This is a genomic window from Phenylobacterium sp., assembly GCF_035569475.1.
Taxonomy (GTDB): Bacteria; Pseudomonadota; Alphaproteobacteria; order Caulobacterales; family Caulobacteraceae; genus Phenylobacterium.
On the sequence record NZ_DATMNA010000075.1, the window covers coordinates 17,422 to 40,609 of the forward strand.

Annotated in this window: 20 protein-coding genes; 5 read left to right on the top strand and 15 right to left on the bottom strand. The window is 69.3% G+C overall.

Translation table 11 applies throughout. The features are described from left to right. Nucleotides 1-64: 64 nt before the first annotated feature. The gene (locus VNW53_RS10965) at nucleotides 65-406 is read left to right on the top strand and encodes a Kazal-type serine protease inhibitor family protein (protein ID WP_325555678.1); all 342 of its coding nucleotides are present in this window, start codon (nucleotides 65-67) and stop codon (nucleotides 404-406) included. A 53-nt stretch (nucleotides 407-459) separates the two neighbouring features. On the opposite strand, the gene glnA is transcribed toward VNW53_RS10965, so the two are convergent. Then, complete coding sequence (glnA, locus tag VNW53_RS10970; protein WP_325555679.1) at nucleotides 460-1,872, bottom strand: type I glutamate--ammonia ligase; 1,413 nt, start codon at nucleotides 1,870-1,872, stop codon at nucleotides 460-462. 39 nt (nucleotides 1,873-1,911) lie between these two features. Next, nucleotides 1,912-2,250 (bottom strand): P-II family nitrogen regulator, encoded by a 339-nt coding sequence (locus tag VNW53_RS10975; RefSeq protein WP_325555680.1) that lies wholly within the window; start codon nucleotides 2,248-2,250, stop codon nucleotides 1,912-1,914. 226 nt (nucleotides 2,251-2,476) lie between these two features. Between VNW53_RS10975 and VNW53_RS10980 the strand changes: the two genes are divergently transcribed. Genes VNW53_RS10980 through VNW53_RS10990 form a run of 3 tightly spaced genes read left to right on the top strand, consistent with a single transcriptional unit; the run spans nucleotide 2,477 to nucleotide 6,056 of the window. Beyond that, nucleotides 2,477-4,015, top strand: a complete 1,539-nt coding sequence (locus VNW53_RS10980; RefSeq protein ID WP_325555681.1) for an acetyl-CoA acetyltransferase — start codon at nucleotides 2,477-2,479, stop codon at nucleotides 4,013-4,015. Between the two features lie 8 nt (nucleotides 4,016-4,023). Further along, nucleotides 4,024-4,593: a histidine phosphatase family protein gene (locus VNW53_RS10985; RefSeq protein ID WP_325555682.1), complete on the top strand. Its 570-nt coding sequence runs from the start codon at nucleotides 4,024-4,026 to the stop codon at nucleotides 4,591-4,593. 50 nt (nucleotides 4,594-4,643) lie between these two features. Next, a complete protein-coding gene (locus tag VNW53_RS10990; RefSeq protein WP_325555748.1) occupies nucleotides 4,644-6,056 on the top strand; it encodes an NAD(P)H-hydrate dehydratase in 1,413 nt (470 codons plus the stop codon). 52 nt (nucleotides 6,057-6,108) lie between these two features. Here VNW53_RS10990 and VNW53_RS10995 read toward each other — a convergent pair whose 3' ends face one another. The 13 genes from VNW53_RS10995 to lptF form a co-directional block, all read right to left on the bottom strand. Next, complete coding sequence (locus tag VNW53_RS10995; RefSeq protein WP_325555683.1) at nucleotides 6,109-9,123, bottom strand: TonB-dependent receptor plug domain-containing protein; 3,015 nt, start codon at nucleotides 9,121-9,123, stop codon at nucleotides 6,109-6,111. A gap of 245 nt (nucleotides 9,124-9,368) precedes the next feature. Next, nucleotides 9,369-9,833, bottom strand: coding sequence for an Lrp/AsnC family transcriptional regulator (locus tag VNW53_RS11000; RefSeq protein WP_325555684.1), 465 nt, complete (start codon nucleotides 9,831-9,833; stop codon nucleotides 9,369-9,371). A 162-nt stretch (nucleotides 9,834-9,995) separates the two neighbouring features. Continuing rightward, nucleotides 9,996-10,352 (bottom strand): MarR family winged helix-turn-helix transcriptional regulator, encoded by a 357-nt coding sequence (locus tag VNW53_RS11005; RefSeq protein WP_325555686.1) that lies wholly within the window; start codon nucleotides 10,350-10,352, stop codon nucleotides 9,996-9,998. Nucleotides 10,353-10,359: 7 nt separating this feature from the next. Continuing rightward, nucleotides 10,360-10,560 carry a hypothetical protein gene (locus VNW53_RS11010; RefSeq protein WP_325555687.1) on the bottom strand — a complete coding sequence of 67 codons (201 nt, stop codon included), beginning with the start codon at nucleotides 10,558-10,560 and terminating at the stop codon, nucleotides 10,360-10,362. A gap of 204 nt (nucleotides 10,561-10,764) precedes the next feature. Then, complete coding sequence (locus tag VNW53_RS11015; RefSeq protein ID WP_325555688.1) at nucleotides 10,765-11,790, bottom strand: DUF2891 domain-containing protein; 1,026 nt, start codon at nucleotides 11,788-11,790, stop codon at nucleotides 10,765-10,767. Further along, nucleotides 11,771-12,724, bottom strand: a complete 954-nt coding sequence (locus VNW53_RS11020; RefSeq protein WP_325555690.1) for a DUF979 domain-containing protein — start codon at nucleotides 12,722-12,724, stop codon at nucleotides 11,771-11,773. The genes VNW53_RS11015 and VNW53_RS11020 overlap by 20 nt, the downstream gene beginning before the upstream one ends. Next, on the bottom strand, nucleotides 12,721-13,413 hold the full coding sequence (locus VNW53_RS11025; protein ID WP_325555691.1) for a DUF969 domain-containing protein: 693 nt from the start codon (nucleotides 13,411-13,413) through the stop codon (nucleotides 12,721-12,723). The genes VNW53_RS11020 and VNW53_RS11025 overlap by 4 nt, the downstream gene beginning before the upstream one ends. A gap of 48 nt (nucleotides 13,414-13,461) precedes the next feature. Then, the gene (rsmA, locus tag VNW53_RS11030; RefSeq protein ID WP_325555693.1) at nucleotides 13,462-14,319 is read right to left on the bottom strand and encodes a 16S rRNA (adenine(1518)-N(6)/adenine(1519)-N(6))-dimethyltransferase RsmA; all 858 of its coding nucleotides are present in this window, start codon (nucleotides 14,317-14,319) and stop codon (nucleotides 13,462-13,464) included. A 5-nt stretch (nucleotides 14,320-14,324) separates the two neighbouring features. Continuing rightward, complete coding sequence (gene pdxA, locus VNW53_RS11035; RefSeq protein WP_325555694.1) at nucleotides 14,325-15,338, bottom strand: 4-hydroxythreonine-4-phosphate dehydrogenase PdxA; 1,014 nt, start codon at nucleotides 15,336-15,338, stop codon at nucleotides 14,325-14,327. Then, nucleotides 15,335-16,696, bottom strand: a complete 1,362-nt coding sequence (locus tag VNW53_RS11040) for a peptidylprolyl isomerase (RefSeq protein ID WP_325555696.1) — start codon at nucleotides 16,694-16,696, stop codon at nucleotides 15,335-15,337. Before VNW53_RS11040 ends, pdxA begins: the two co-directional genes overlap by 4 nt. A gap of 88 nt (nucleotides 16,697-16,784) precedes the next feature. Further along, entirely contained in the window at nucleotides 16,785-19,211 is a 2,427-nt protein-coding gene (locus VNW53_RS11045) for an LPS-assembly protein LptD (RefSeq protein WP_325555697.1), read from the bottom strand. Nucleotides 19,212-19,333: 122 nt separating this feature from the next. Then, nucleotides 19,334-20,428 carry an LPS export ABC transporter permease LptG gene (lptG, locus tag VNW53_RS11050; RefSeq protein WP_325555698.1) on the bottom strand — a complete coding sequence of 365 codons (1,095 nt, stop codon included), beginning with the start codon at nucleotides 20,426-20,428 and terminating at the stop codon, nucleotides 19,334-19,336. Between the two features lie 10 nt (nucleotides 20,429-20,438). Further along, a complete protein-coding gene (gene lptF, locus VNW53_RS11055; protein ID WP_325555699.1) occupies nucleotides 20,439-21,575 on the bottom strand; it encodes an LPS export ABC transporter permease LptF in 1,137 nt (378 codons plus the stop codon). 161 nt (nucleotides 21,576-21,736) lie between these two features. Between lptF and VNW53_RS11060 the strand changes: the two genes are divergently transcribed. Continuing rightward, entirely contained in the window at nucleotides 21,737-23,188 is a 1,452-nt protein-coding gene (locus VNW53_RS11060) for a leucyl aminopeptidase (RefSeq protein ID WP_325555700.1), read from the top strand.

A 23,188-nucleotide genomic window follows, 5' to 3' on the forward strand; every position in this document is an offset into this window, starting at 1 on the left:
GCTATTCAGCAGGAGTTGTTGGCGCTACAAGCACAACCCTTACGATCACGCAAGGGGTGGAGACATGCTGAGACCATTGGGACTTATCGCTTTCGTCGCGGCCATGGGCGTGGCGGGCGCCGGGATGACGGCAGAGGCCGCGTCTGGCGCCGGGGTTCCCACGGGAAAAACCTGCGGCACCATCGCCGGGCTGCAATGTAACCAGGGCGATTTCTGCAAGATGAAGCCGGGGGCCTGCAGGACCAAGGACGCCAAGGGGGTCTGCACCAAGAAGCCGACACTCTGCACGCAGGTGTATGCCCCGGTCTGCGGGTGCGACGGCAAGACCTACAGCAACGCCTCCTGCGCCTATGTGGCCGGAATCAGCGTCCTGGCGAAGGGCAAGTGCAAGGCGCCGAAGGGCTGAAAAAAAGGCCGCGGGTCGCCCCGCGGCCTTAGTTCAGCTTTCGGGGAGGACCGTCAGCATTTGAAGTACATGTCGAACTCGACCGGGTGCGGGTGCAGCGCCAGGCGCATCACTTCTTCCATCTTCAGCTCGATGTAGCTGTCGATGAAGTCGTCGGTCATGACGCCGCCGGCCTTCAGGAAGGCGCGGTCCTTGTCGAGGTTTTCCAGCGCTTCCTTCAGCGAACCGCAGACCTCGGGGATCTTCTTCTGCTCGCGGGGCGGCAGGTCGTAGAGGTTCTTGTCGGCCGGGCCGCCCGGATCGATCTGGTTGATGATGCCGTCGAGGCCGGCCATCAGCAGCGCCGTGAAGGTCAGGTACGGGTTGCCCATCGGGTCCGGGAAGCGGGCTTCCAGGCGCTTGCCCTTGGGGCTGTCGGTGTGCGGGATGCGGATCGAGGCCGAGCGGTTGCGGGCCGAGTAGGCCAGCTTCACCGGGGCTTCGTAGCCGGGCACCAGGCGCTTGTAGGAATTGGTGGTCGAGTTCGAGAAGGCGTTGATCGCCTTGGCGTGCTTGATGATCCCGCCGATGTACCAGAGGCACATCTGGCTGAGGCCTGCGTACTTGTCGCCGGCGAACAGCGGCTTGCCGCCGCCCCAGATCGACTGGTGCACGTGCATGCCCGAGCCGTTGTCGGCGAACATCGGCTTGGCCATGAAGGTCGCGGTCTTCCCGTAGGCGTGGGCGACGTTCTGGATGACGTACTTATAGAGCTGCAGCCGGTCGGCCATGACGACCATGGTGTCGAACTTCAGGCCGAGCTCGTGCTGGGCGGGCGCCACCTCGTGGTGGTGCTTTTCCGGCTTCATGCCGAGCTCGCCCATGACGGCCAGCATCTCGCCGCGCAGGTCCTGGGCGCTGTCGACCGGATTGACCGGGAAGTAGCCGCCCTTGGGGCCCGGGCGGTGGCCCATGTTGCCCTCTTCGTACTCCTTGGACGTGTTGATCGGCAGCTCGACGGAATCGTAGGAGTAGCCGGTGTTGTTCGGCTGAACCGACCAGCGCACGTCGTCGAAGATGAAGAACTCGGCTTCCGGGCCGAAGAAGACGGTGTCGCCGATGCCCGAGGCCTTGACGAAGTTCAGCGCCGCCTTGGCGATGGAGCGCGGGTCGCGCTCATAGGGGGTGCCGGTGTCGGGGTTCACCACGTCGCAGAAGATGGCCATGGTGGTCTGCTGGTAGAACGGGTCGATGATCGCCGAGTCCAGGTCGGGACGCAGCTTCATGTCGCTCTCGTTGATGGCCTTCCAGCCGGCGATCGACGAGCCGTCGAACATGGTGCCGTCTGTCAGGAAGTCGTCATCGACCAGGTCGATGTCGAAGGTCACGTGCTGCATCTTTCCGCGGATGTCGGTGAAGCGCACGTCGACGTATTTGACGTCCTTCTCCTTGATCTGGGCCAGGATGTCTTTGGCGGTCACAGCCATGTGGATATTCCCCTTGAAGCAATCTCGAATGAGGGTGGATTAGACGGCGTCGGCTCCGGTTTCTCCCGTCCGGATGCGCATGACGTCGAGGATTTCAGACACGAAGATCTTGCCGTCGCCGATTCGCCCTGTGCGGGCGGCGGCGGAGATGGCTTCGAGGACGCGGCCGAGCTGGTCGTCGCCGATGACCACCTCGATCTTGATCTTGGGCAGGAAGTCCACGACGTACTCCGCGCCACGGTAGAGCTCGGTCTGCCCCTTCTGGCGCCCGTAGCCCTTGGCCTCGATCACCGTCATGCCCTGGACGCCCAGCTCCTGCAGGGCCTCCTTCACCTCGTCGAGCTTGAACGGTTTGATGATGGCTTCGATCTTTTTCATGGGTCCTCAGAACAGCCGCCCCCGACTGTCGGGGCGACCCAGCATGCCTCGCGGGGCCCTCACAAGCGCGCTCACGGGCGGGGGAGGGGCGGACGCCCGCCAAACCGGCAGGCGCCCGAAATGCAGGCGCCACGAGATCGAAAACCAGTCAACGCCGAAATGCCTTCAAGAGCGCGGTTTCGGTCCCTAGGATCGCGCGGCGCAGCGGTCGGAGGGCAGGCGAAGCATGGACGGCAGGACCCCAGTTCTGATCGGAGCGGGCCAATTCACCTATCGGGGCGATGCGGCAGCTTCACCGTCACCGGTCGCCCTGCTGAAGATTGCGGCGGAACGCGCGGCGGCGGACGCCGGCGTCGGGGCCGCCGGCCTGGCGGCGATCGACACCCTGGCGGTGGCCGGCTTCACCATCGACGCCCCGGGTTCGAACCGCGGCATGATCCCCCATTCCAGCAACCCGCCCGCCAGCCTTGCCAAGGAATTCGGCGCCGCCCCCCGCTGGGCGGTCTATTCGCACATGGGCGGAAACACGCCCCAGCAGTTGGTCAATGTGATCGCCGAGCGGATCGCAAAGGGCGAGACCGACCTGGCGCTGGCGGTGGGCTGCGAGTTCCTGGGCTCGGCGATGAAGCGGCTGACCCGGGGCCTGGGCTTCGACGACTGGCATGAGGACGCCGACCTGCCGCCGCCGGAGCGGATCGGCGACCCCCGCAACGGCGTCAGTCCCTACGAGGCGCGCCATGGGCTGGGACGGCCGATCAACTGCTATCCGCTGTTCGAGAACGCGCTCCGGGCGCGCGACGGCCGCTCGATCGCCGACCACCAGGCGCGGCTGGGCCGGCTGTTCGCGCCGTTCACGCAGGTGGCGGCCCAGAACCCGGACGCCTGGTTCCAGACGGCGCGCACCGCCGAGGAACTGGTCGCCGTCTCCGAAAAGAACCGGATGGTGGGCTTCCCCTATCCGAAGCTGCTCAACGCCATCATGGAGGTGGACCAGTCCGCCGGCGTGATCCTGGCCAGCGAGGCCAAGGCGCGCGAGCTGGGCGTGCCGGAGGAGAAGTGGATCTACCTGCACGGCTGCGCCGACGCGGCCGACCTGTGGCATCCCCTGGACCGGCAGGACTTCCATTCGAGCCCGGCCATGCGCCTGACCGGCCAGCGGGCCTTGGAGATGGCCGGCGTGGGCCTGGGCGACATCGGCTTCATCGACCTCTACTCCTGCTTCCCGGTGGCCGTGGAGATCGGCGCCGAGGAGCTGGGGCTGGCGCTGGACGATCCGCGCGGACTGACGGTGACCGGCGGGCTGCCCTACGCCGGCGGGCCGGGGAACAACTACGCCATGCACTCCATCGCGGTGATGGCCGGCAAGCTGCGCGCGGCGCGCGAGGCCTATGGGCTGGTGACCGCCAACGGCTGGTACCTGACCAAGCAGTCCACCGGCGTCTATTCGGCGCGGCGGCCGAAGCGGCCGTTCGAGCGGCAGGATCCCAAGGTGCTGCAGGCTGAGATCGACGCCCTGCCGCATCCCGTTGTCACCGAGGCGCCGCAAGGGCCGGCCAGGATCGAGACCTACACCGTCGTCCACCGCCGCGAGGGGCCGTTCATGGGCATCGTCATCGGCCGCGACGAGGCGGGCCGCCGCTTCGCCGCCTATACGCCCAACGACCCTGCGACCCTGGCCGGCCTGGAGCAGGGCGAGCAGGTAGGGCGGACGGGCCGCGCCACGCCCGGCGCCGACGGTCAGCCCAATCTCTTCATCCCCGACTGAAAGCGCCCATGGCCCGCCTCTATCTGATCCGCCACGGCAAGCCCTCCGCCACCTGGGGCGGGGACGACGACGATCCGGGCCTGGACGAGACCGGCCGGGCCCAGGCCCGCGCGGCGCGCGACTGGCTGATGGCGCTGCCGGTGCACCAACGGCCCGCCAAGGTGGTGAGCTCGCCGCTGCGCCGCTGCCGCGAGACCGCTGAGCCCACGGCCCAGGCCCTGGGCGTGGAGATCGAGGTCGACGCGCGGGTGGGGGAGATCCCGACGCCGGCGGCGCTGTCGGCGGACGAGCGCGGGCCGTGGCTGCGCAAGGCCTTCGCCGGGACCTGGGCGGAAATCGAGGGCGATCTCGACTACGAGGCCTGGCGGCGGGAGATCACCGCGTCGCTCGCGGGCCGGGGAAACACCGCGGTCTTCTCGCACTATGTGGCGACCAATGCGGTGGTCTCGCAATTGCTGGGCGTGCCCCAGGTGCTGGCCTTCCGCCCCGATCATGCGTCGATCACCATATTGGAATCCGACGGCGCAACCCTCACCTTGGTGGAGAAGGGCCGCGAAGCGACCACGGGCGTGCTTTAGGATGGGGCGGTAAGCGTTTGAACCTGCGTCAGATCCTCACGGTCGAGCAGATGGGGCGGGCCGACGCCGCGGCGATCGCGGCGGGGACACCCGGCCTGACCTTGATGGAGCGCGCCGGCGTCGCGGTGGCCGACGCGGTCTGCGCCCGGTTCGCCCGGCAGGCGACGACGGTGCTCTGCGGGCCGGGCAACAACGGCGGCGACGGCTATGTGGCGGCGCGCCTGCTCAAGGACCGCGGCTGGCCGGTGGAGGTGAGGAGCTTCGGCGAACCCGTCACCCAGGACGCCCAGGCCGCCAGCGCCCGCTGGGACGGCCCGACCCAGGCGCTGAACGGGGCCCTGGAGCCCGGCCTGTGGATCGACGCCCTGTTCGGCGCGGGGCTCTCGCGGCCCCTGGAGGGCCCGGCGGCGGCGGCGGCCTTGGCGATGGCCGAGGCGCCGGAGCAGGTGGTGGCGGTGGACGTGCCCAGCGGCGTGCCGGGCGACACCGGAAAGCCGCTCGGGCCCGCGGCGCGCGCGGCGGTGACCGTGACCTTCCACGCCAAGAAGCCGGCGCACCTGCTGGAGCCCGGCCACGGGCGCTGCGGCGAGGTCATCGTGGCGGATATCGGCCTGGGCGCCACGGATAGCCAGACGGTGGAGAACGGCCCGGAGCTGTGGCTGCCGCGGCTGCCTTGGCCCTCGGCGGCCTCGCACAAGCACGCACGCGGCCGCCTGGTGGTGGTCAGCGGCGAGGCCTGGCAGACCGGGGCCGCGCGGTTGGCGGCGCGGGCGGGCCTGCGGATCGGGGCCGGTCTGGTGACGGTGCTGTCGCCGCCGGAGGCCCTGCCGATCAACGCCGCGCACCTGGAAGCGGTGATGCTGCGGCCCTTCGAGACCGACCTGGAGCTAGAGCAGGCGGCCAAGGAGGCGGACGCCGCGGTGATCGGGCCGGCGGCCGGCGTCGGCGAGCCCACCCTGCTGAACGTGCTGGCCCTGGCGCGCACCGGCGCCGCCCTGATCCTCGACGCCGACGCCATCACCGTCTTCCGCGACGATCCGGAGGAGCTGTTCTCGCTGCTCGACCGCGACGACGTGCTGACGCCGCATCCTGGGGAGTTCGAGCGCCTGTTCCCGGGCCTGCTGGCCGCCTCGCCGGAGCGGATCACCGCTGCGCGCACCGCGGCCGAGCGGGCCGGGGCGGTGGTGCTGCTGAAGGGCGCCGACACGGTGGTGGCCGCGCCGGACGGCCGTTGCGCGGTGAACGGCAACGGCTCGCCATGGCTGGCCACCGCCGGCTCCGGCGATGTCCTGGCCGGCTTCATCGGCGGCCTGGTGGCGCAGGGGATGGACAGCTTCGAGGCCGCCTGCGCCGGAGCCTGGATCCACGCGGAGGCCGCCGAGCTGCATGGGCCGGGCCTGATCTCCGAGGACCTGCCGGGCCTGGCGCCGATGGTGCTGCGGCGCCTGTTCGACGAGCGCTGACGGCAAGGGCGGCGGATCGCTCCGCCGCCCCTCTCGTGAGATAGGCCTGAGCCTAGAAGTCGGCGGTGAGGCCGACGAACACGAACCGGCCGAGCGCGTCGTAGACCTGCGGGAAGGTGTTCCCGTTGCCGGTCGTGGCGGGCAGGTTGGTGCCGGACAGCGGCGGGTCCTTGTCGAACACATTGTTCACGCCGACCCGGAAGTTCAGGTTGTTGTGGACCGTGAAGTTCGCCGTCAGGTCGATGTAGTTCTGGGCCGCCAGCACTCGCTCGTTGGGGAACTGGTTGCCCGGGTTGTTGAGCTGCGGGTTGGCGTCGTAGGCGTCGAGCGTCACCTTGCTGAAGTAGCGCCATTGGGCCGACAGGCTCAGGCTCTTGAACCAGTCGCCGTACGAGTACGGGGTGTTCCAGGTCACGCGGGCCTTGTGGCGCCATTCGGGAGACGGTGTCAGGCAGATCGGGCCATAGAGGCCCTTGCAGTCGTACGACGGGCCGCCCGGCAGGGGCTGGGTGATTGTGTCGTTGAGCCAGGTCCCGACCATGGTGGCCGAGATCGAGCCGTTGTCGCCCAGGCCGATGGCCGAAAGCTGGGTGTGGTAGTTGACGTTCAGGTCGACGCCGGAGGTCTTCAGCGAGCCGGTGTTGAGCGTGGTGTCCTGCACGAAGCCCTGGTTGGTGAGGAACAGCGAGCCGTTGGCGTCGCGGTGCACCAGGTTGCAGAACACCGGATTGCCGGTGTTGACGCACTGGTTGAGCTCCAGCGTCGCCCCGATGCGGGTGATGAACTGGTCGACCTTGATGTTGAAGTAGTCGAGCGAGACCGACAGGCCCGGCGCGAAGGTCGGCTGGAACACGAGGCCGGCAGTGTAGGTGTCACTGATCTCCGGCTTCAGGTTCGGGTTGCCGCCGGTCTGGCCGTTGTACTGGTTGGCCGGGTTCTTCTCGATGGCCAGGACCTGGGCCGTGGTCAGGTGGAAGAGGTTGGCGCAGGTGGCGACCAGGGGGCTCGCCGCGGTCAGGCCGGCGCAGGGGTCGGCCGTGCCGTCGAGGACGACGTTCTGCGGCGCGAACAGCTCGATCACGTTGGGCGCGCGGACGGCGCGGTTGTAGCCCGCCCGGAAGCGTACGCCGTCGACCACCTCCCACTCGCCGGCCACCTTGTAGGTGTTGGTGTTGCCGATGGAGGAATAGTCGGAGAAGCGGTAGCCGAGCTCGAGGGTCAGGTCCTTGGCGAAGGGCATGTCGCTGATCAGCGGCACGCGCGCCTCGCCGAACAGCTCATAGACGTCGAAGCTGCCGCTGACCGGCGGATTGGCCCCGCCGTTGCCGTTCACCAGGCCGTTGTTGGCCAGGAAGTCGGCGACGGTGTCGAGATGCTCGCGGCGGTACTCGGCGCCGAGCGCGACGCCCACGCCTTCGCTGGCCCAGGCGCTCTTGATCCCATAGTCCGCCAGCTTGCCGGTGAAGGCCAGGCTCACCACCCGCTCGGTGATGTTGCCGCTGTTGAAGCTGTTGATCGACAGGAAGTTGATCGCCTGCGGTGAGATCAGCGCCGAGGAGAAGATGTTGATCGGCACGCAGCCCGGGTCGGGGTTGGCGGCCGGGTTGCAGATCGGGGCCCCGCCGGGGCCGGCGATGGCGTTCAGCGACTGGTTGATCCGGGTGGTGTCGAAGTTGCCGCTCTGGCGGTTGGCGACGGCGACGGAGCCGTATTGCATATAGCCGTCGTAGTTCCAGTTCTTGCCCAGGTCGCCCTTGAGGCCGAGCACGATCCGGAAGTCGGTGTGGCGGAACTGGGTGAGGCGACCGGTCTGCTCGGCGGAGAGCAGGCGCCGCGCGACGGTGCCGGTGAAGACGCCGTTCGGGTTGGTGGCGCAGGTGCCGCCGCCGGTGGCGGCGGTCGGGACCAGCAGGCCTTTTTCCTGGGCGGTCAGGAAGGGGTTGGCGCAGTTGACGCTGAAGGTGCTGGCGAAGATGCCGCCGGCCGCGATCTGGGCCGTCGACAGGTCGTCCATGAACATGGTGTCCATGTACGCCGTGGCCCAGGGCGCGATCTCGTAGTGGGCGAAGGCGCCCAGGTTGTAGCGCTCGTCAGGCCGCACGAAGAAGTTGGCCGGGCCGAAGTTGAACACGTCGGTCGTCGCGTTGCGCGGCCGGAAGGTGTTGAAGGTGGTCGGGTCGACCGTGAAGCCGCCGACGCGGGCCGGATAGGCGGTGCCGGAGCCGGAGCAGCCGAAGCCGGCCGCCGTTGAGGCCAATGTGCAGGCGCTGAAGTCGCGGTCGGCTTCCAGGATCGGGTTGTTCTGGCGGTAGGTGGCGTAGGCGGTGACGTTGCCCTTGCCGTCCGGCGCGTTGACGCCGATCACGAAGCTCACCTCCGAGCCCTCGCCTTCCCAGATGTTATGCGCCGGCGAGGCGTACTGGGACGGGATCAGGGCGGTCGCCCGCGCGGCCGCCAGGGCCGACTGGCCGATTCCGTTGTCGTTGGTGTGCTGATAACCCGAGTACTGGGCGTCGATCCGCACGCCCTCGAAGTTCTTGACCATGATGAAGTTGACGACGCCGGCCACGGCGTCGGCGCCGTAGGTCGCCGAGGCGCCGCCGGTCAGCACGTCCACCCGCTCCACCAGGGCGGCCGGGATGAAGTTCAGGTCGGCGGCCGAGCCGGTGACGCGCGCGGTCGGATCGCCCCCCATCAGGCGGCGGTTGTCGATCAGCACCAGGGTGCGGTTGGGGCCGAGGCCGCGCAGGTCGACGGTGGCCGCGCCGGTCGCGCCGTTGGTGATCGAGGAGCCCTGGCCGGCGAAGACCTGCGGCAGGGAGTTGGTGATGTCTTCGATCCGGGTGACGCCCTGGGCCTTGATGTCGGCGTTGCCGACCGTGGTCACGGGCGCGATGGAGGTCAGGTTCGGCGACGGGATGCGCGTGCCGGTCACGACGATCTCGGCGACGTCCCCGTTCGCATCGGCGGCCGCGGCGAAGGCCTGGGTCGCGGACAGGCCGAGGAAGGCCGCGCCGCAGATCATGGAAGAAGCCAGCAGGCGCTCCCGGGTGTTTTGAATTTTCAAGGTCAACTCCTCCAGCCGCCGTGCTCGCGACGAGCCGGCCAGCCCCCAAACAAATCTCAGTCCCGGGGACTCCTCGTGGAGACCTCGGTTGGGGTGGAGTTACTTAGTGCTGTAGGAAAGCGTCAACGCGGATATCGATGTAACATTGGTAATGTGGCGTACGTGTCTCGAAATGGACACAAAGAGCAAAGTAATCATATCGGATTAGATTGTAGTCGACTTTGAATGTATCTGGATCTGGCCCCCTATAGCGGGATCGCCGTGGTGAATTTTACGCGCTTCTTGACGAAGCTCGCCTCATAGCGCCGAACCGCGGGATGACCGGCGATGTTGGCGTCGGTGAAGGCGTTGAACTCCTCCATGCCGCGGAAGATCGCGATGCAGGAGATGTCATAGGCGCCGGAGATTTCCATGCACACCTGCACCTGGGGCGAACGGCAGAGGTGGGAGCGGAACTCGCTGACCGCCGCGGGGGAGTGGCGCTCAAGCTGGACCATCATGATGACGGAGATCCGCTCGCCGACCTGCGCCGGTTCGATGATGGAGACGTCTGCGGAGATGACCCCTTCGTCCCGGTACTGCCGGATGCGGCGCAGGATCGCCGAGGGCGACAGGGGCACCCGGTCGGCCAGGACCTGGGCCGTGGCCTGGTTGTTCTCCTGCAGGGCCCCCAGAATCTGCACGTCCAATCGGTCAAGTGGATAGGCCATAGCGGTTCGCGCGTCCCCAGGTGAGGGGAGCCAACCACAGGAATCGCCGCCGCGACAGTTAACTTGCGTTCATCTGACGTAACAGCGTGACATTCGAGTATTCGGTCGTGAGATTGCCGCAACTATGCATGGAATTTTCTGGGCGAAAACTGGAAACCCCGGTCAACTTTGATAGTCGATGGTCACGGCGCGGCGGATCATCTCGTCGAGGCGGCCGCGCAGCGCCCGGCCCCCGTCGCTCAGGTGGACGACATGGCTGCGGCCGTCGGCGGGATTGAGGAAGGCATCCACCAGGCCCAGCGCCGGCGCCTGGGCCCAATCCGATCCCGGCCGGCCCAGGGCGCGCAGGCTGCGCGAGGCCGTGGACTGGGTGAGGCCCGCGATGAAGGCCAGTTCCTGGACGCTGAGGCCCTCGTTCTCGCAGACATAGAGGAAGGCCACGATCTCGTTGACGCTGATGCGGGCATCGAGCGCCTTCATGGCGAGGATCGCCTCCAGCAGGGAGTCCCTCGGGCGCACCGAAGCCCTATTCGTCGGCGTAGCGGTTCAGGGCGCCGGTGGCCGCGGCCCGCGGCGCGGCCCGGGTCAACGGCAGGGCCTTGCGCTGCCGGCGTTCGCGCATCGCCAGGGTGGCCTCCGGATAGGCGTCGCGCACCAGCTTGAGGATGTCCTCCAGCCGCTTCTGGTGATCGGCGGCCTCGATGTAGTCCCCGACGCTCAGTTCCACTGAGATTTGACCGCAGAGCTTCATAGCCGACCTCGCAAACGAACTTCCCTCACTGCCGGAAAGCGTAGGCTGGTTCGGCTGCGGTTTTGGCGCTTTGGCCGGGGGGCGGCGCACAATTTCCGCGTTCTGAGCACGCCGTTCGCTGAAAAAGCGCTCCTTTCGATTGTGACGAAGATGTAATCTCGAATGTGAAGATTGTGTAATCTATCCAACGACTTCGCCGGCTGTGAGCGCCAGGAGGGCGAAGGAGGCCAGCCAGTGCTCGCCCATGTAGTCACCGGCGACGTGGGGCAGGCTGGCGGCCAGGTGTTCGCGCGCCGTGGCCTCGGCGACGGCGGCCAGGGGATCGCCCGCGGGAAGCGCGGCGGCCAGTTCGCGCCAGCACCAGGCGCGCGAGAAGTTGAGGCCGTCCAGGTGGGCGATCTTGCCATCGCTGCGGTCGGAGACCGTGGCCGGGGTGAACAGGCTGGCCGGCTGGCGCCGGGCGGCGCGCGGCAGGAAGTCCGCGAACCAGGCCGCGAACTCGGCCGCCGGCAGCAGGCGGCGCAGGCACTCGGCCTCCATCAGGGTGGCGGAGAGGAACTCGTCGCCCGAGGGCTCCCAGGCCGGGGCGTCGCGGTCGGCCAGATACCAGGCGCGGCACTTGTCGGTGAACAGGGCCGAGAGCGCCGCATCGCCCCTGGCCGCCGCGTAGTCCTGGGCCAGGGCGATGGCGAAGGCGGTGGAGGAATGCACCCCGGTGCGGATCGGATAGGACGCCTTGGGCAGGAAATCCTGGAAGCGCTGCGCGAAGGCCTCGGCCAGCGGCTGGTGGGTCGCGGCCCACGGCGCGTCATGGGCCATCAGCTCCGCCTGCAGCTTGAGCAGCCAGCCCCAGCCGTAGGGCCGCTCGAACCCGCGCGACGAGGGCCGGGCGAGATAGGCGACCTCGCCCGCGACCTTGTCCGCCGTGAAGGCGTCGTCGAACAGCGCCCGGATGGCGCGGGCCTGCGGGATGCCGGGCTCGCGGCGCAGCAGGGTCGCGAGCAGCCAGTAGCCGTGGACGCAGGAGTGCCAATCGAAGCTGCCGAAGAAGATGGGGTGCAGGTCGCGGGGCCCGCGCGCATCGGCCGGATCCTCCAGCACATGGTCGAGCTTGTTCGGGTACTCGCGGGTCACATGGCCCAGCGCGATGCCGGCGAACTTGGCGGCGAGGTCCGGGGTGAGGCGGCTATCGGAAGGCGAGGACATACATCAGCACCGTGTTGACGATCAGCATGAGGAGCGCGGTCGGGACCTGGGCCTTGATCACCGCATAGCGATCGGGAAGCTCCAGCAGGGCCGACGGCACCAGGTTGAAGTTGGCGGCCAGCGGGGTCATCAGCGTGCCGCAGAACCCCGACAGCATGCCGATGGAGGCGATCACCGCCGGATTGCCCCCGAAATGCCCGACGAGGATCGGGATGGCCACCCCGCCGGTCAGCACCGGGAAGGCGGCGAAGGCGTTGCCCATCAGCATGGTGAAGGCGGCCATGCCGACGCAATAGACGCTCACGGCGGCGAAGCGGGTGTCGACCGGCAGGTAGGCGGTGACGAGGTGGCCGATCTGGTTGCCGACCCCGGCCAGGGCGAAGACCGCGCCGAGCGCCGCCAGATACTGCGGCAGCAGGGCGGCCCAGCCGATGGTATCGGCCAGCCGGCGGCCCTCCTGGATCGGCGCGGCCGGCGGTTGCCGCAGCAACGCCAGCGCTGTCGTCAGCGCGGCCACGACCGCCAGGGCGAGCGAGATCAGGGTCGCCTGTTTGGGATCCATCAGCGGCACGCCGCCGAGCTGGACGGGTTTGAGCGCGAGCACGCCCAGGGCGACCGCCAGCGGCAGCACCAGGGCGGGAACGAACAGGCGGTTTCCGAACCGCTCGGCCATCGCCATCCGCTCGTCCGGCGAGGTGGTCGCCGGGCGGCTGCGGCCCAGGAAGCCCAGGCCCGCCAGCAGGGCCAGGCCGAGGACCAGCACCCCGTTGCCGAGGTCGCCCAGCCGGTCGCCGGCCAGGAAGCTCACCGCCACCAGCGTCCAGAAGGCGGTGTTGCCCCAGCGCTTGGGGTTGGCGCGGTCGAGGCCGCTGAACGCCGCGAAGCCCGCGAACATCAGGCCCGCCAGCAGGTAGACCGCGCCGAGCTTGATCACGGCTGGACCGCCTCAGGGGCCGCCGCCGGGGCCGGGCGGGCGAGACGGCGGTCGAACAGCACCAGCCGCGTGGCGTGGATGGCGAAGGCCGCCAGCGCCGAGGGGATCGCCCAGACCGACAGGTGGATCGGGTCGAGCACGATCCTGGCCGAGGTCAGGAAGCCCACCATCAGCAGGACCGAGCCCATGGCCACGAAGATGTCCTCGCTGAAGAACACCGCGACATTGTCGGTGGCCGAGGCCATGGCGCGGATGGCGTAGCGGGTGGCGGGCGCCGGGGGCCCGTCGCGGGCCTCGGCGGCGGCCTCGGCCATGGGGGCGACGATCGGGCGGATGGTCTGGGCGTGGCCCGCGATCGGCTGCAACCCCGCGGCCGTCGTGAGCTGGCGGAAGACCATGTAGCTGATCAGCAGCCGCCCGGCCGAGACGCCCCGCAGCCGCCCGATGATCCGGCCCGCCTGCTCGCGTAGGCCCGCGCGCTCCAGCACGCCCACCAGGGGCAGGACCAGATAGGCGGCGCTGACGAAGCGGTTCTCGTTGAAGGCCTTGCCGAAGGCCGCGATCACCTGCAGCGGCGACAGGCCCGCGAACCAGCCGCTGGTGAGCGCCGCGGCCACCACCACCAGCAGCGGATTGAGACGGATGGCGAAGCCGACCACGATGACGGCCACGCCCAGCAGGATCAGCATCCGGTCTCCTTCGCGAACAGCGCCGCCATAGGAGCCGCAGACGCCGCCCTAGGCAACGGCGCCGGCGGCCTGCGTCGCCCGCGCGGCGAGCCAGGCGTCCGCCAGCCGCAGGAAGCCGTCGACGTCGACGGTCTCGGCGCGGGCCTGCGGATCGAGGCCGGCCGCAGCGATCAGCGCCTCGCCGCCCAGGCCCTTGAGGCTGGCGCGCAGCATCTTGCGGCGCTGGCCAAAGGCCGCGGCGGTGACCTTCTGCAGGGCGTCCAGGCGGGCGGGCGCCGGACGGTCCGAGCGGGGCGTCAGGCGGACCACGGCCGACTCCACCTTCGGCGGCGGGGTGAAGGCCCGGGCCGGCACGTCCATCACCGTCTGCGCCGCGCAGGTCGCCTGGGCGATCACCGCCAGGCGCCCGTAGGCGTCGCCGTCGACGGGGGCGGCGATCCGCTGGGCCACCTCCTTCTGGAACATCAGGGTCATCGAGGCCGGCGTCCACGGCCCGGTCAGCCACTTGATCAGCAGGGCGGTGCCGACGTTGTAGGGCAGGTTGGAGACCACGTGCCCCGGCTCGCCCGCCATCAGCGCCGCCTCGTCGACCGCGAGCGCGTCGGCGAAGGACAGCGTGAGCGCCCCGGTCGGGGCGGCGGCCGCGAGGTCCTCCAGCAGGGGCCGGAACCGCTGGTCCTTCTCGATGGCGGTGACCCGCGCGCCGGTCTCCAGCAGGGCGCGGGTCAGGCCGCCGGGGCCGGGGCCGACCTCGATCACCCGGGCGCCCGGCGCAAGCTCGGCCAGCCGCGCGATCTTCCGGGTGATGTTCAGGTCCAGCAGGAAGTGCTGGCCGAAGGCCTTCTTGGCCATCAGGCCGTGCGCCGCCAGGGCCTCGCGCAGCGGCGGGAGGGCGTCGAGACTCACCCGGTCTACGCCTCTTTGGCCCGCGCCTGGGCCAGCCGGTCGGCCAGGCGGATGGCGGCGATCAGGCTGTCTGGGCGAGCCAGGCCGCGGCCGGCGATGTCGAAGGCCGTGCCGTGGTCGGGCGAGGTGCGCACGATCGGCAGGCCCAGGGTGACGTTCACCCCGCCCCAGAAATCCAGCATCTTCACCGGGATCAGCGCCTGGTCGTGATAGAGGCAGATGGCCGCGTCATAGTTGGCGCGCATGGCCTCCGGGAACAGGGTGTCGGCCGGGTAGGGGCCGGAAACCTCGATGCCCAGGTCGTGCAGGGCGTCGATCGCCGGGACGACGATCTCGATCTCCTCGCGCCCGATCCCGCCGCCCTCGCCGGCGTGGGGGTTGAGCCCCGCCACCGCCAGCCGTGGCCGGGCGATGCCGAAGTCGCGGCGCAGCGCGTCGGCGGTGACCCGCCCGACATTGACGATGGCCTCGACGCTCAGCGACGAGGAAACCTTGGCCAGGGGCGTGTGGACCGTGACCAGCGCCACCCGCAGGTCGCCGGCGATCAGCATCATCACCGGCCCGCGCGCGCCGTCGAACCGCTCGGCGGCGGTGAGTTCGCCCAGGAACTCGGTGTGGCCGGGGAATTTGAACCCGGCCTCGTAGAGCGGCCCCTTGGCGATCGGAGCGGTGACCACGCCGGGCACGGCGCCGGAGAGCGCCAGGCCCACGGCGGTCTCGATCCACTGGATGATCGACGGCGCGGCGGAGGATGACGGCTGGCCCGCCACCACGGGGCTCCTGAGGGGCAGGTCGAGCACCGGCAGGGCGTCGGCGAAGACCGCCAGGGCCTCGGCCGGGGCGATCACCTGTTTCAGGATCGAGCCCCCGCCGCCCGAGGCCGAGGCCAGGGACTGGTAGTCGCCGACCACCATGAACGGCGGCCCGCCATGGCGCAGCTCGTGCCAGGCCTTGACGATGATCTCCGGTCCGATTCCGGCCGGGTCGCCAAGGCTCAGGGCGAGCGGCCCCGGTTTCACCTGGTCTCGATGGTCGCGGAATTGCGCAGGTCGCGCATGTAACGCCGCGAGATCATGCTGAGCTGCTGGCCGGTGAGGCGGCTCTCGATCTGGTCGTGGTCCACCTGGGCGGCGCCGGCGGCGCGCTTGCCGCAGACCGCCAGCACGTGCAGCCCGACCTTGGTGCGGATCGGCTGCGAGAGCTGGCCGGGCTGCAGGGCCTTGGCGGCCGTGGCGAACTCCGGCAGCAGGTCGCCGATCTCGGCTTCGCCCAGGTCGCCGGCCACCACGCCCGGCGTCTTGCCGACGGTGGCCTCGAGCGTGGCGCAGTCCTTGATCTGGGCGCGGACGCCTTCCAGCTTGGTCTTGGCGGCCGCCACGTCGGCGGCGGTGGCCTCGGCCGGCAGGGCGATGGCGGCCTGTTTCAGGCTGACCAGGGTCTGGCCGGAGCCGGCTCGCTTGTCGCGCAGGTAGACGATGTAGACCCCGTCCTTCACCGGGATCGGCTGCGAGAGCTGGCCGGGCCGGAGCTGCTCGAGCGCCGTGTCCACCTCCGGCGGCATCTCGCCCTGGCTGATCCAGCCGGCGTCGCCGCCCGACGCGGCGGTCGAGGCGCCGGAGAACTGGCGGGCCACGGCCGCGAAGGGCGCGCCCTGCTGCAGTTGGGCGACGAGCTGAGCGGCGCCCTTCACCGCGGCGTCCATGCCGCCGGTGCGGCCGGCGTCGATGAACACCTCGCTGACCTCGTACTGCGGCTTCGAGGCCGCGGCGATCAGCCGGGCCTGGGTGGCTTTGATCTGGTCCTCGCCGATCCGCAGGCGCGTGCCGTAGCGGCCCCGTATCCAGCGCTGCCAGCTCATCTGGGCGCGGATCTGGTCGTAGAGGGTCTGCGAGCTGATCCCCTGGCTCTTCAGGACCGCGATGAAGTTGTCGGGCTTCATGTTGTTCTGCTGGGCCATGCTGCTCAGCTCGTCCTGGACCTCGTCGTCGGTGGCGATGATCGACACCTTCTGGTCCTTCTGGACGCGCTTCAGCTCCTGGATCTGCAGGCTCTCGTCGACCAGCGACAGCAGGGCCTGCTGCTGGAATTCCTGCAGGTTGTCCTGGGTCGGCTGTACGCCGGTGGTGGCGATCAGCAGGCGCATGCGCTGGGCGAGGTCGTAGGTGGAGATGATCTCGTCGTTGACGATGGCGGCGACCGACTCCGACATCGGCCGCATCGGGGTGTAGGCGGCGGGCGTGGGCGCCGGGGCCGAGGCCGGCGCGGCGGCCGAAGGCGCCGGCATGGTGGCGGGCGGCGGCGCGCCGACCGCCCCGCGCAGCGGTTGGGCCTGGAGGCTGATGGGCAGGGCGACAGCCAGCATGGCTGTTGCGATCACCGCGCCCCGCGCCCCTCGGCTCGTGACGTTACGCGCGCGCGTCATGAATAAGTTCGTTCCCTCGTTCGGCCGCGTGCGGCCGCAAAGCCTACCTGCCATAAAATGGTGCGCCCAATGTGGCGAGCGTTAGGCGTACGGACAGTTGGTCGCTGGAGCCCAGCCGCCCGATTATAACGTCTTCGTGGCGATAGAACACATCCACGCGGATGCATTCGTCCTTGTAGAAGACGCCGACGTCGCGGATCACCCAGGCGTTCTGGATCAGGTCGCGGTTGCCGTAGGCGCTCAGGCCCCAATGCTGGGTGAGGTTCAGGTCGCCGCCCATGTCCATGTTCTTGAGCGGCGTGCCGTTGATCCCCTGATCGTCCTTCAGGTAGCGGATGTAGCCCGAGCCCCACTTGCCGTTGAAGTTCGCTCCCGCCTCGATGCGGTGCACCTGGAAGGTCTCGGTGTCGAGCCGCGTGCGGGCGAAGAAGGACAGGCCCTTCATCGGCTGGGCGTCGCCGGCGATGACCCAGTCCGACGCGCGCGTGGTGAGGCCCGAGCCCGGGGCGAAGACGTTGTTGGGGCTGTCGCGGAAGCTGCGGCCGATCAGCAGGCTGGCGCGGCGCCCGTCGTCCCACAGGATCGAGCCGCGACCCGCGACATTCAGGCGCACGCCGTCCTCGTAGAGGTCGTAGCCGGGGAACTTGTCGGCCTGGAAGAGGGTGGTCTCGTCGAATTCGAAGGCGATCGAATCCTCGTCCAGGTAGATCGGCTTTCCGGTCGTCGGGTCGTGGCCGATGGTCACCTGGTCGGCGTGCGGCGAGACCGCGATCTGCGCCAGCGGCTCCAGGATCACCGTGGCGTCGTGCCAGCGGCGGTAGAGCGGGTAGGAGATGTCGGCCCCCGCGACGCCGACCGCGCGCGCCTCGGTGAGGTTGGCGGTGCTGGTGGTGGTGACGCCGGTCAGGATGTTGCGCACGTCGTAGCCGTCGAGCCGCATCTGCACGAACGGCTCGACCCTCAGGCCGCTGTCCGAGGTGAAGATCCGCCGCCAGTCGAGGCCGCCGCTGATGCGGGCGCTGTCGAGACCTGGCTGGTTCAGGGCCGGGTTGTCCGGCGATTGGGAGCGGGTCAGGGAGACCGCGCTGGCCGTGAAGCGCAGGCGCCCGCCCAGCACGTCGTTGGGGTCGTCGAAGCGCGTGTCGACGATCGGGGCCACGACCGGGAAGGTGCGGTTGTTGTCGCCCGGGCGCAGGCCCTGGATGCTGAAAGCCGCCACCGAGGCGTAGGAAGTGTCGTCCTCGCGGATGGCGTAGACCTGGCTGATCAGGCGGCGGTCGTCGGCCACATAGGGGCCGCGCGCCAGGTAGACCTTGCCGATGTCGTACTTGTCGAAGATCAGCGAGTCGGAGGCCCGTTCGGCCGTGAAGCCCAGCGTCCAGTCGTCGTCGGGATGGAAGACGCCGCGGCCCAGGATGTAGCTGCGGTTGGTCAGGTCCCCGAACTTGGTGCCTTCGCCCTCCAGGTCCTTCTCGTAGGTATAGCCCGCGCGCAGGTCGAGTTCGCCGTTGGCGAAGCGCTCCCGGAAGTGGAGGTTCAGGAACGGATTGACGTTCGAGTTGATCTGCGGGGCGATGGTCAGGTCGGCCGAGGGGCTCAGCACCAGGAGGTAGGGCTGGTCCCAGGAGAAGCCGCGGCGGCTGCTGACGCCGATCCGCGGCGCCAGGAGGCCCGACGAGCGCTCCGCCGACGGGTCGGCGTGCCAAAACAGCGGCAGGTAGATGATCGGCACGCCCAGGACGTGGATCTTCGCGTGGCGGTAGTAGATCAGGTGGTGGACGCTGTCCTGCACGATGCGGTCGGCGCTCACCGACCAGGTCGGCCGCTTGGGCGTGTTGCCGGTGCAGATCGGGCAGGGCGTGTAGATCGCCTTGTTGAGCTCCTGCAGGTCCTCCGAGCGGCGTACGGCGGTGTCGCCCGAGATCTTGATCTGCTGGTTGGCCTGCTTGTCCTTGAACGTCTCCGAGAAGCCGATGGCCACGGCGGACTGCATCTTGTCGTCGAGGGTGATCTGGTCGGCGTATTCGACCTCGCCGTCGTCGTGGATGATCTGGACGTGGCCGTAGGCGCGGATGACCCCCTGGGCCGGGGCGTCCTTGTCGTGCGGCGGCCGCGACTGGCCCTGCGGCGGGGGCGGCGGCTCCTTGTAGACCAGCTTGTCGGCGCGCAGCGTCCGGTCCTCGTAGCGGACCTCGACATGGCCTTCGGCGGTGGTGATTCCGTTCTTGTCGTCGCGGGAAAGCTCGTCGGCCTCGATGTAGAGCTCGCCCGTCTTCAGGCCGTCGGTGACCGTGGGCGCGGTGGTCTTGGGCCGCTCGGGGGTCCGGCTGGTGTCGTTGAGGATCTGGCCGCGCTGTTCCTTGCCCAGCGGGCTCTGGTCATAGCCGGGCGGCTGCTGCCCGGCCTGGGCGAGGGCGGCGACCGGCCACAGCACCGCCGCCGCGGCCCCGGCGAGCAGCGCGCGCTTCATGGCCCAGGGGGCAAGGCAGGGGCGAGCTGCAGGCAGCGCGCGCCGACGCGGACTCATCTTGGCCTTCCCGATCCCCATAAAGTCCCGCCTCACCTGCCTGCATAGCCGGGCAGGCGGAGGATTCAACCGTCTTCCGTGTAGCAGAGCAGCGTGAGGCCAGACAGCAGCGCGACGGCCGCGGGGGCCCAGGCCGCGGCGAAAAGCGGAATGATGTCGGCGCGCCCCAGCGCGCCGGAGAGTTGGTTGAAGAAGAACACCACGAACCCCAGGGCCACGCCGGCGCCGGCGAGGCCCGCGAGGCCGCCCAGCCTGACCAGCCTGAGCGAAAAGGCCGCGGCCAGGACCGCCATGGCGGCGAACATCAGCGGGGTCGACAGGAGCTGCTGGAAGCGCAGACGGTAGCCGGAGGCCGAAAAGCCCGAATCCTCGGTCTGCTTGATCGCCGCGGGCAGCTTCCAGAAGGCGATGGCGTCGGGGGAGGCGAAGCGCTCGACGGCGGCCTCGGAATCCAGGGTCGAGCGAATCGACAGGCTGTCGGACTGCACCGAGCTTTCGCCGGCGGTGGCTTCGCGCACGTCCTTGAGCTGCCAGAATCCGGGGCGCAGCACCGCCTCGGCGGCTTCCAGGCGGCGGCTGAATTCGGGCTGGCCGAACCGGTTCTTCTGGTAGACGAACAGCGAGACGCCGCGCAGCCGCACCTCGCCCTGCACCGTGTCGCGGGACTTGGCGTGGATCACCATCTGGGTCCGTTCGTCGCCCTGGCGCAGCCAGATGTCCTTGGGGACGTCGCCCAGGTAGTTGGCCATGATCCGGGCCCGGTCGGCCTCGTAGCGCGCGTTGAGCGCGGCGGACATCGGATTGACCGCCATCACCGCGAAGACGCCGATCATGAAGGCGGCGATGGCCCAGGGCATGATGAACCGCCAGGCCGAGATGCCGGCGGCGCGCATGGCCACGAGCTCGCTGCGCCGGTTCAGCCCGACATAGGCGCTGATGCCGCCGCCCAGGAAGGCGAACGGCAGCAGGATCTGGATCACCGCGGGCGACTTGAGCAGGGTCAGGCCGAAGATATCGCCCGCGCTGACGTTGGCGCGCTCGCCGACCGAGCGGGACAGGTCGACGAACTGCACGAGCAGGATCACGGCGCAGATCACCACCAGGGCCCCGGCGGCGCCGACCAGTGTGCGCGCCAGCACGTAGCGCTCAAGGCGGTTCATGGCCTGCGCCTCACGCCGGGACCGGCGCGATGCGCGCAGGCCGGCGGCGGATGTCGATGAAGCGGCTCACCCGCTGCCGGAAGATGGCGCGCAGGCCGAAGGCGGTCGCGCTCAGGGGGATGGCGTACTGCAGGGCGTTGATCCACACGTCCCGCTCGCTGGCCGACTGGGCGACGAAGCCCAGGATCCGCACCAGGATGGCGACGCCGCCCATCATGGCGATGCGCCGCGCGTAGCCCAGGCGGGAGAACCCGCCGCCGATGATCGCCGACAGGGCCAGCGCCATGGCGGCGATGTTGTAGAGCGGCGTGGCGATCCGGGCGTTGCCCTCGGCCAGCAGGGCCTTGCGGTTGCGCTGCTCCCAGCCCTGCTGCAGGTCGGGGAAGAACAGCTCGTGGAGATAGAGGTCCGACGGCTTGTAGTGGATCATCTCGTCCTGGTTGGTGAGCTCGCTGAGCTCGAACGGGTATTCGTTGAACGTCAGGTAATTGAGCACTCCGCGGTCCGAGAATTCCTGGGTCGAACCGTTCTCCAGCATCAGCACCGGGGCGCCCTTGCGCCTGGCGATGTGGCCGGTGTTGGCCATGTAGGTTGTGGCCCCGCCGTTCTCCTTCACCTGGTGGATGAAGAGGTTGTGCATGTCGCCCTTGTTGTCGACGCTCTGGGCGTAGACGGTCAGCCCAGGGGCCGGCTCGGTGAACTCGCCCTCGCGCACCAATGTGGCGGCCAGGTCCGTGCGCACGTCGAACAGCACCTGGCGCAGCGCCCGGTAGGCGAGGGGCTGCGCCCAGAGGTTCATGACCAGCGCCAGCAGGGTGACGGTGGCCGCCAGGCGGATCGCCGGCGAAATCACCCGCCACCGGCTCATGCCGCCGGCGAAACAGACGACGATCTCCTGCTCGGTGTGCAGCCGGTTGAGCGCCACCAGCGCGGCCACGAACATCGCGATCGGCAGGATCAGATTGGTGAGCTGCGGCATGGCCAGCAGGGTGAGCTTCAGGAAGACCATCGCGCTTTGATGCTGGTTGACGATCAGGTCGAGGGTCGAAAGGCTCGTGCTCAGCAGGGCCACCCCCGTCAGCGCCGCCGTGGCGAGAAGGGTCGGGCCGAGCAGTTGCCGGAGCAGGTAGCGGTCGATCAGGCGCATCGGTAAGAAATAGGGCTCACTCGGAGTTTTTAGCCGCGCCCCCGCCGCGGAGGTGATCTAAACCATGCGTCGCCGCGCCATACAACCGCCGGGCAGGGCCCGCACATGGCGGTTGGAGCGCGGCAAAGCTTTTTCGCCACACCCCACCTGAGAGACCTTGAATGGATATCGAGTTCGTCGCCGCCGGCGCAGCCCTGTCGCCGAAAACCGCCCTGGCGCGGCTTGTGTACGAGGGCGCGGCCCTCGACGGCGTCCTGGGCCAGGCCGCGGCCGCCAGCCGGTTCACCGGCGCGAAGGGCCAGACCCTCGACGTGCTGGCCCCGAGCGGCGTCGAGGCCGCGCGGCTGGTTCTGGTCGGGCTGGGCAAGGCCGAGGCGGCGGACGCGCTCGGCGTCGAACATGCCGCGGCCACGGCCTATGGGGCGGTGAAGGCCTCGGGCCTGACGACGCTGCGCCTGGAGCTGCCCGACGCCTCGGCGGAGCTCGCGGCCCGCGCGGCGCTGGGCGTTCGCCTCGGCAGCTACCGCTTCGACAAGTACCGCACCAAGGAGCCGGCCGAGAAGAAGCCGTCGGTGGTCAAGGCTGAGGTGGCGGCGTCCGACGGAACCGCGGCCCTGGCCGCCTTCACCCCGCTCGCCGCCCTGGCCGACGCCGTGGCCTTCACCCGCGACCTGGTGTCCGAGCCGCCGAACGTCCTCTATCCCGCCGAGTTCGCCGCGCGCGTGAAGGCGCTGGAGAGCCTTGGCCTTGAGGTCGAGGTGCTGGGCGAGGCCGAGATGATGAAGCTCGGCATGGGCTCGCTGCTGGGCGTGGGCCAGGGCTCGGTGCGCGACAGCCAGCTCGCCATCATGAAGTGGTACGGCGCGGCGGACAAAACCGCCCAGCCCATCGCCTTCGTCGGCAAGGGCGTCTGCTTCGACACCGGCGGCATCTCGCTGAAGCCGCCCGAGGGCATGGAGGACATGAAGTGGGACATGGGCGGCGCGGGCGCCGTCGCGGGCCTGATGCATGTGCTGGCCGGCCGCAAGGCGAAGGTCAACGCCATCGGCATCCTGGGCCTGGTCGAGAACATGCCCGACGGCAACGCCCAGCGGCCGGGCGACGTTGTCACCTCGATGTCCGGCCAGACGATCGAGATCATCAACACCGACGCCGAGGGCCGCCTCGTCCTGGCCGACGCCATCTGGTACTGCCAGGACCGCTTCAAGCCGAAGTTCATGGTCGACCTGGCGACCCTGACCGGGGCGATCATCGTCGCGCTCGGGAACGACCTGGCCGGCTGCTATTCGAACAACGAAGAGCTGGCGGCGAACCTGATCGCGGCCTCCAACACCGAGGGCGAGCCCCTGTGGCGCATGCCGCTGCCCGCGCAATACGACAAGAACATCGACTCGATGATCGCCGACGTGAAGAACACCGGCGGGCGGCCCGGCGGCTCGATCACCGCGGCCATGTTCATCCAGCGCTTCACCAATGGCGTGCCGTGGGCGCACCTCGATATCGCCGGGACCGCCTGGAAGAAGCCGTCCACCATCCCCACCAGCCCGGAGGGCGCCACCGGCTACGGCGTGCGCCTGCTGAACCGCATGGTGGCGGAGAAGTACGAGGGCTGA

What these genes read in the sequence shown, in the direction of transcription:
- VNW53_RS11025 (WP_325555691.1), bottom strand. Translation starts at nt 13,413, where the DNA reads ATGCTGATCCTGCTGGGCGTGGCCGTCATCGTGGTCGGCTTCGCCATC.
- VNW53_RS11045 (WP_325555697.1), bottom strand. Translation starts at nt 19,211, where the DNA reads ATGAAGCGCGCGCTGCTCGCCGGGGCCGCGGCGGCGGTGCTGTGGCCG.
- VNW53_RS11015 (WP_325555688.1), bottom strand. Translation starts at nt 11,790, where the DNA reads ATGTCCTCGCCTTCCGATAGCCGCCTCACCCCGGACCTCGCCGCCAAG.
- lptG (WP_325555698.1), bottom strand. Translation starts at nt 20,428, where the DNA reads ATGAACCGCCTTGAGCGCTACGTGCTGGCGCGCACACTGGTCGGCGCC.
- VNW53_RS10985 (WP_325555682.1), top strand. Translation starts at nt 4,024, where the DNA reads ATGGCCCGCCTCTATCTGATCCGCCACGGCAAGCCCTCCGCCACCTGG.
- VNW53_RS11060 (WP_325555700.1), top strand. Translation starts at nt 21,737, where the DNA reads ATGGATATCGAGTTCGTCGCCGCCGGCGCAGCCCTGTCGCCGAAAACC.
- VNW53_RS11000 (WP_325555684.1), bottom strand. Translation starts at nt 9,833, where the DNA reads ATGGCCTATCCACTTGACCGATTGGACGTGCAGATTCTGGGGGCCCTG.
- glnA (WP_325555679.1), bottom strand. Translation starts at nt 1,872, where the DNA reads ATGGCTGTGACCGCCAAAGACATCCTGGCCCAGATCAAGGAGAAGGAC.
- VNW53_RS10980 (WP_325555681.1), top strand. Translation starts at nt 2,477, where the DNA reads ATGGACGGCAGGACCCCAGTTCTGATCGGAGCGGGCCAATTCACCTAT.
- lptF (WP_325555699.1), bottom strand. Translation starts at nt 21,575, where the DNA reads ATGCGCCTGATCGACCGCTACCTGCTCCGGCAACTGCTCGGCCCGACC.
- VNW53_RS10975 (WP_325555680.1), bottom strand. Translation starts at nt 2,250, where the DNA reads ATGAAAAAGATCGAAGCCATCATCAAACCGTTCAAGCTCGACGAGGTG.
- VNW53_RS10965 (WP_325555678.1), top strand. Translation starts at nt 65, where the DNA reads ATGCTGAGACCATTGGGACTTATCGCTTTCGTCGCGGCCATGGGCGTG.
- VNW53_RS10990 (WP_325555748.1), top strand. Translation starts at nt 4,644, where the DNA reads ATGGGGCGGGCCGACGCCGCGGCGATCGCGGCGGGGACACCCGGCCTG.